Annotated in this window: 7 protein-coding genes; 2 read left to right on the top strand and 5 right to left on the bottom strand. The window is 68.7% G+C overall.

Annotated features, from left to right (window positions below; all coding sequences use genetic code 11):
• A partial coding sequence (locus B9O00_RS31100; RefSeq protein WP_143596179.1) for a transposase occupies positions 1-209 on the top strand: 209 nt, incomplete at its 5' end.
• A gap of 159 nt (positions 210-368) precedes the next feature.
• On the opposite strand, the gene B9O00_RS31095 is transcribed toward B9O00_RS31100, so the two are convergent.
• The 5 genes from B9O00_RS31095 to B9O00_RS31075 form a co-directional block, all read right to left on the bottom strand.
• A complete protein-coding gene (locus B9O00_RS31095; RefSeq protein WP_085127191.1) occupies positions 369-1,307 on the bottom strand; it encodes a carbohydrate ABC transporter permease in 939 nt (312 codons plus the stop codon).
• Between the two features lie 22 nt (positions 1,308-1,329).
• Positions 1,330-2,280, bottom strand: coding sequence for a carbohydrate ABC transporter permease (locus tag B9O00_RS31090; RefSeq protein WP_085127189.1), 951 nt, complete (start codon positions 2,278-2,280; stop codon positions 1,330-1,332).
• Positions 2,281-2,362: 82 nt separating this feature from the next.
• Positions 2,363-3,685: an ABC transporter substrate-binding protein gene (locus tag B9O00_RS31085; protein ID WP_085127188.1), complete on the bottom strand. Its 1,323-nt coding sequence runs from the start codon at positions 3,683-3,685 to the stop codon at positions 2,363-2,365.
• Positions 3,686-3,763: 78 nt separating this feature from the next.
• The gene (locus tag B9O00_RS31080; protein WP_085127186.1) at positions 3,764-4,843 is read right to left on the bottom strand and encodes an ABC transporter ATP-binding protein; all 1,080 of its coding nucleotides are present in this window, start codon (positions 4,841-4,843) and stop codon (positions 3,764-3,766) included.
• A 157-nt stretch (positions 4,844-5,000) separates the two neighbouring features.
• Positions 5,001-5,741 (bottom strand): SDR family oxidoreductase, encoded by a 741-nt coding sequence (locus B9O00_RS31075; RefSeq protein ID WP_085127184.1) that lies wholly within the window; start codon positions 5,739-5,741, stop codon positions 5,001-5,003.
• Between the two features lie 182 nt (positions 5,742-5,923).
• Here B9O00_RS31075 and B9O00_RS31070 point away from each other — a divergent pair, with 182 nt between their 5' ends.
• Positions 5,924-6,670, top strand: coding sequence for an SDR family NAD(P)-dependent oxidoreductase (locus B9O00_RS31070; RefSeq protein ID WP_085127182.1), 747 nt, complete (start codon positions 5,924-5,926; stop codon positions 6,668-6,670).
• Positions 6,671-6,766: the final 96 nt, after the last annotated feature.

The following is a 6,766-nucleotide window of genomic DNA, read 5'->3' as shown; positions in this document are numbered from 1 at the left end:
CCGTCGACGGACGCACGACCCGCCACCCCGGCTATGCCGTCAGCCAGCGCCTGCGTAAGCGCATCGAAGAGGCCTTCGGCTGGATCAAGACCACCGGCGGCCTGCGCAAGACCCGCCATCGCGGCCTCGCGCGCGTCGGCTGGATGTTCACCCTGCGCGTCGCCGCCTACAACCTGGTCAGGCTGCCCAAGCTGCTCGCTGCGACCTGAGCGGGCCAGGACTCCGTCCGAAGCAGGCCGAAACACCAGAAAGCGACCGCAAAACCAGGGCAACGGCCCACATCCCCTCGCCGACAGCCCCGATCTGAGCCCGCCGGCGCGGAAAATCGCTCCTATTTCCGCAGCCTGCTAGCTCGGCAGGTCCCGCACCTATTCCTTCACGGCGCCGGTCATCGAGGAGACGTAGTACTCGACGAAGAAGGAATAGAGGACGGCGACCGGCAGGGAGCCCATCAGGGCGCCGGCCATCAGCGAGCCCCAGTGGTAGACGTCGCCCTCGACCAGCTCGGTGACGACGCCGACCGGCACGGTCTTGTTCGTCGTCGAGGAGATGAAGGTCAGGGCGTAGATGAACTCGTTCCACGACAGGGTGAAGGCGAAGATGCCGGCCGAGATCAGGCCGGGCACGGCGAGCGGCAGGATGATCTTGACCAGGATCTGCAGCCGCGTCGCGCCGTCGATCAGCGCGCACTCCTCCAGCTCGTAGGGGATCGAGCGGAAGTAGCCCATCAGCAGCCAGGTGCAGAAGGGGATCAGGAAGGTCGGGTAGGTCAGGATGAGGGCGAACTTGCTGTCGAACAGGCCGTAGGAGAAGACCATGGTCGAGAGCGGGATGAACAGGATCGAGGGCGGCACCAGGTAGGCCAGGAAGATCGCCATGCCGACCAGCCGCGAGCCCTTGAAGCGCAGCCGCTCGATCGCGTAGCCGGCGCAGACGGCGCAGAACAGCGACAGGAAGGTCGCGACCACGGAGACCACCATCGTGTTCCACAGCCAGATCGGATAGTGCGTCTCGAAGAACAGCTTGTGCAGGTTGTGCAGCGTCGGGTGGACCACCCAGAAGGGGCTGAAGTCCTTGAAGTCGTAGAGTTCCTCGTTCGATTTGAAGGTCGTGATGACCATCCAGTAGAAGGGGAACAGCAGCACGAAGAGGAAGACCAGCAGCGGCAGGTAGACCGTCACCACCCGGCGCGGCAGCGAGACCAGGTAGTCCATGCCCTCGCCTTCGTCGCCGCCGCGGCCGCGCCTGGCCGGCCCGTCGCGGGCGACGCCGGGCTCGGTGGCGCGCTGCGGAGTGGCGTCGGTCATCGCTGCGCCTCGGTCATTCGCATCAGTCCCGGCCGCCCTGCTGCCACTTCCGGCGCTGCAGGCCGAAGTAGCTGAACAGGATCGCGGCCAGCAGGAAGGGGATCATCGCGACCGCGATGGCCGCGCCCTCGCCGAGCTGGCCGCCCGGGATGGCGCGCTGGAACGACAGGGTCGCCATCAGGTGGGTGGCGTTGAGCGGGCCGCCGCGGGTCAGCACGTAGATCAGCTGGAAGTCGGTGAAGGTGAACAGCACCGAGAAGGTCATGACCACGGCGATGATCGGGGTCAGCAGCGGCATGGTGACGTAGCGGAAGCGCTGCCAGCCGCTGGCGCCGTCGATCGTCGCCGCCTCGTGCAGCGAGGGCGAGATGGTCTGCAGGCCGGCCAGCAGGGTGATCGCGACGAAGGGGATGCCGCGCCAGACGTTGGCGGCGATGACGCTGGCCCGCGCGTTGTCCGGGTCGCCCAGGAAGTTCACGTTGGCGGTGATCCAGCCGAACTTCAGCAGGACCCAGGAGATGATCGAGAACTGGGCGTCGTAGATCCACCAGAAGGCGATCGCCGAGAGCACCGTCGGCACGATCCAGGGCAGCAGGACGATGGCGCGCAGCAGCGCCTTGAAGGGCAGGTGCTTGTTCAGCAGCAGGGCCAGCCAGAGCCCGAGCAGGAACTTCACGATGCTGGCGACGGTCGTGTAGAGGAAGGTGTTGAAGACGGCCAGCCAGAACACCGGGTCGTCGGACAGCCAGTCGAAGTTCTCGAGGCCGATGAAGACGCCGGGCCGGCCGATCGTCGTGTCGGTCATCGACAGCCAGATGCCGAGCACCAGCGGCCAGGCCAGGAACAGGATCAGCACCGCCGCGGCCGGCAGCATGAACCAGAAGCCGAGGAAGTTGCGGTCGGTCATCAGGCGCGACCACAGGCTCATGCGGTAGGCGCTGTCGGCTGTGACGCTCGGGATCTCGGCGACCATCGTGGGAGGGATTCTCCGGTCGGCGGAAGGCCGGGCGGGGCGGCGGCCGCAGCCGGCCGCCCCGCCTGCTTCCCGTCCTTGCTCAGACTCGGTAGTAGCGCTCGGAGCGCTTGGCGGCGCGCTCCGCCGCCTCCTTGGGCGAGCGGTCGCCCGCACAGACCTCGGCGAACATGTTGACGACGATGTAGTCGGCCATCGCCGCCGCCGAGGCGTAGCCCAGCTCGCCCGAATAGCCGTTCCACAGCATGTTCTTGACGCAGTCGCGGTAGGGCGTGTGCTTGGGATCCTCGGTCCACACCGGGTTCTTCTCGTAGGCCCGCAGCGGCTGGGTGATGTAGCCGATCGCGGCCTGCTGCCACGGCATGTACTGGTCGGCCTCCCACATGAAGCGCAGGTACTCCTTCGCCGCGTTGGGGTACTTCGAGTACTTGAAGACCATCGCCTGGGTGAAGAGGTTCAGCTCGGTCGGCTTGCCGACCGGGCCCTGCGGCATGTTGACGTGGTAGATGTCCTTGGCCAGCTCCTTCATCTTCGGGTCGTCGGAGGTCTTGGCGGCGTAGTAGATCGAGATGCCGTTGATCGTCGCGGCCACGTCGCCGGCGAGGAAAGCCTTGTTGTTGTTGGAGTCGAGCCAGGACAGCGTGCCCGGGACGAAGGTCTCGTAGAGCTCCTTGACGTACTCCAGGGCCTGGATCGTCTCGGGGCTGTTCATGACGACCTTGTTCTTGTCGTCGACCATCTTGCCGCCGAAGCCCCACAGGATCGTGTGCAGCCAGGAGTTGCCGTCGCCGACCGCGTTGCCGAGCGCCATGCCGATCGGATGACCCTTGGCCTTCAGGGCCTTGGCGCACTTCAGGAAGCCCTCGGTGTCCGTCGGGAACGTCTCGAAGCCGGCGTCCTGGACCCAGGACTGCCGGTAGACGGTGCAGGCGCCGGCGGCGCCGAGCGGCAGGCCGATCCATTCGTCGCCGCGCTTGCCGTAGCGCTCGCAGACCGGATACCAGCCGCCGTACTTCTTGCCGAGGTACTCGGCGAGGTCGGTCAGCGGGACCAGCTTGTCCGGATACTGGTGCGGGTCGTCGAACCAGCCGAGGATGACGTCGGGGCCGTCGCCGACGTTGGCCGCGACCGCCGCCTTGGGCCGCACGTCCTCCCAGGACTCGCTGTTGATCTCGACCTCGACGCCGGTCTTCTCGGTGAACTTCTTGGTGTTGGCGACCCAGGCCGTCTCGTCGCCCTGGACGAAGCGCCGCCAGCGCAGCAGGCGCAGCTTGGCGCCCTTCTCGGGCTTGAAGCTCATCATGTCGTCGGCGAAGGCGCTGCCGCTGCCGATCAGCCTCGAACCCACGGCGCCGGCGGCGAGACCCGCGCCGGTCTGCAGAACGTCACGTCTCGTGAACTTCATGGCTCTCTCCTCCCTCCTGTTCGGCCCTTCGCCGCGGTCTCGCGGATCGGGCCTTCTTTTGCCGGAAGCGCAGGCCGTTCACGGAACGAGACGGCGTCCGCTTTCCGCGTCGAACAGATGAATCTGGCCGGGCAGGGGCGCGACCCGGATCCGGTCGCCCGGCCGGAAGCGGTGCCGCTCGCGGAACACCGCCATGACGTCGGCGCCGCCGAGCTTGGTGAAGACCTGGATCTCCGAGCCGGTCGGCTCGACGACCAGGACCTCGGCCGCCGCGCCCTCGTCGGCCAGGTGCAGATGCTCCGGCCGCACGCCGAGCACGACCGGCCGGCCGTCGATCCCGGACCCGACGCCTCCCGGCGGCGCCACCAGCGGCAGGCTGACGCCGCCGTCGCTGACGAAGCGCGGGCCGGCGCCGGCCTCGATGCGGCCGGGCAGGAAGTTCATGGCCGGCGAGCCGATGAAGCCGGCGACGAAGAGGTTGTCCGGCCGGTCGTAGAGCTCCAGCGGCTCGCCGATCTGCTCGACCCGGCCGTCGTGCATGACGACGATCTTGTCGGCCATGGTCATGGCCTCGATCTGGTCGTGGGTGACGTAGACCGTGGTCGACCGCAGGCGCTGGTGCAGGGCGCGGATCTCGGTGCGCATGGCGACGCGCAGCTTGGCGTCGAGGTTGCTGAGCGGTTCGTCGAACAGGAAGACCTTGGGGTCGCGCACGATCGCCCGGCCCATGGCGACGCGCTGGCGCTGGCCGCCCGAGAGCTGCCGCGGAAAGCGCTCGAGCAGCCGGTCGAGGTCGAGGATCGCGGCCGCCTCCTTGACCCGGCGGTCGATCTCGGCCTTCGGCGCGCCGCGCAGCTTCAGGCTGAAGCCCATGTTGTCGAACACGCTCATGTGCGGGTAGAGCGCGTAGTTCTGGAACACCATGGCGATGTCCCGCTCCTTCGGCGGGACCAGGTTCACCACCTTGCCGTCGATCGAGATCGTGCCGTCGGTGATCGATTCCAGGCCGGCCAGCATGCGCAGCAGGGTCGACTTGCCGCAGCCCGAGGGCCCGACCAGCACCACGAACTGGCCGTCGGCGATAGCGATATCGACACCGTGGATGACTTCCGTGGCGCCAAAGGCCTTGCGAACACCGACGATATCGACGGCCGCCATGGACGCTCCCCGTGATCGTTCTACGACCGGCCTTCTGTCGGGCCGGAACTGATACATTAGTCCCGCGCAACGGTGGCGGGGTCAACCCGTTTCCCGTGCTGCAGTGCCGCAGGTCCGAGGCCGTCCGGGGTTATGGGAAGGCGGGCCCGGAGGGGTCTCAGATGCCGAGGCCGCCGTCGATCACCATGGCCGTGCCGGTGACGAAGGCGGCGGCGTCGCTGGCTAGGTAGACCGCCATCTCGGCGATCTCCTCCGGCCTGCCGAGGCGGCCCATCGGCTGGCGGGCGATGAAGGCCTTGCGGGCGGCGACGGGGTCGTCGAAGGCGGCGATCCGCTGCTCCAGCGAGGGCGACTCGACGGTGCCCGGGCAGATGCAGTTGCAGCGCACGCCGCGGCCGACGAAGTCGGCGGCGACCGACCTGGTCAGGCCGATCACCGCAGCCTTGCTGGCGCCGTAGGCGAAGCGCAGCGGGATGCCTTTGATCGAGGAGGCCATCGAGGCGATGTTGACGATCGAGCCGCCGCCCTGCTCCAGCATCGCCGGCAGCAAGGCCTTGATCGTGCGGTACATCGACTTGACGTTGAGGTCGAAGGCGAGGTCCCAGTCGGCCTCGCTGCAGTCGAGCACCGAGCCGTGGTGCACGAAGCCGGCGCAGTTGAACAGCACGTCGACCGGGCCGAGCTCGCGGGCCAGGGCCTCGACCGCGGCGCTGTCGCGCACGTCGAGGCGTCGGGCGGTGACGCCGTCGTGGCGCGCCAGCTCGGCGAGCGCCGCGTCGTTGATGTCGGTCGCGACGACCTCGGCACCCTCGGCCGCGAAGGCCAGGGCGGTGGCCCGGCCGATGCCCTGGCCGGCGGCGGTGCAGAAGGCGCGCTTGCCTGCGAGACGTCCTGGCATCCTGATCTCCCTTGCGTGACCGGCGGCATCTTCGATCTTCCGGCCGCCTTGCAGGAACGTCCTAGCTGCTTCCCGCCGCTCCGTCACCCCGTGCGGGGCGCGGTCCGGCGTTGTAGGATCCGCGGCCCTGGCGCCCCGGCCCCGCCCCGGGGCGCGACGCAGACGGCCCGGAGGAGAAGTCCATGAACCGAATCGATCTCGAGAGCCGCTGCGCGGTGGTCACCGGCGGCGCCCAGGGCATCGGCCGCGCGATCGCCCAGCGCTTCCTGGCCTCCGGCGCCAGGGTGGCGCTCTGGGACCGCGATGCGGACCTTGCCGGCCGCACCGCCGAGGCGCTGGGGGCGGGCGCCGTCGCGATCGCCTGCGACGTCACCGACTGGGCCTCGGTCGAGGCGGCGCGGGAGGCGACGCTGGCGGCGCTCGGCGGCCTCGACATCCTGGTCAACAACGCCGGCATCGCCGGCGCCAACGCGACCGTCGCGGACTATCCGCTCGACGAGTGGCGCCGCGTGCTCGACATCGACCTGACCGGCGTCTTCCTGTGCTGCAAGGCGGTGGTGCCGACGCTGCTCGAGCGCGGCTACGGCCGCATCGTCAACGTCGCCTCGATCGCCGGCAAGGAGGGCAATCCCAACGCCTGCGCCTACTCGGCGGCCAAGGCCGGCGTCATCGCCCTGACCAAGAGCCTGGGCAAGGAGCTGGCCGTCCGGGACATCGCGGTCAACTGCATCACCCCGGCGGCGGCCAAGACCGCGATCTTCGACCAGATGAGCCAGACCCACATCGACTACATGCTCTCGAAGATCCCGCGCGGCCGCTTCGTCCAGGTCGAGGAGGTCGCCGCCCTGGTCGCCTGGCTGGCCTCGGCCGACAACTCCTTCACGACCGGCGCGGTCTTCGACCTCTCCGGCGGCCGCGCGACCTACTGAATCCTGTGCGGGTCCAGCCCTCTCCCCCACCCGGCCACCCGACGACAGTATCCTGGAATGGGTGGCCGGGTGGGGCAGAGGGCTGGACCCGGCCGC

The organism is Tistlia consotensis USBA 355, from assembly GCF_900177295.1.
Lineage (GTDB): Bacteria > Pseudomonadota > Alphaproteobacteria > Kiloniellales > DSM-21159 > Tistlia > Tistlia consotensis.
This window is presented reverse-complemented; position numbering and strand designations above follow the sequence as displayed.

Coding starts and splice junctions, on each gene's coding strand:
- B9O00_RS31095 (WP_085127191.1), bottom strand. CDS start 1,307: ATGACCGACGCCACTCCGCAGCGCGCCACCGAGCCCGGCGTCGCCCGC.
- B9O00_RS31090 (WP_085127189.1), bottom strand. CDS start 2,280: ATGGTCGCCGAGATCCCGAGCGTCACAGCCGACAGCGCCTACCGCATG.
- B9O00_RS31085 (WP_085127188.1), bottom strand. CDS start 3,685: ATGAAGTTCACGAGACGTGACGTTCTGCAGACCGGCGCGGGTCTCGCC.
- B9O00_RS31070 (WP_085127182.1), top strand. CDS start 5,924: ATGAACCGAATCGATCTCGAGAGCCGCTGCGCGGTGGTCACCGGCGGC.
- B9O00_RS31075 (WP_085127184.1), bottom strand. CDS start 5,741: ATGCCAGGACGTCTCGCAGGCAAGCGCGCCTTCTGCACCGCCGCCGGC.
- B9O00_RS31080 (WP_085127186.1), bottom strand. CDS start 4,843: ATGGCGGCCGTCGATATCGTCGGTGTTCGCAAGGCCTTTGGCGCCACG.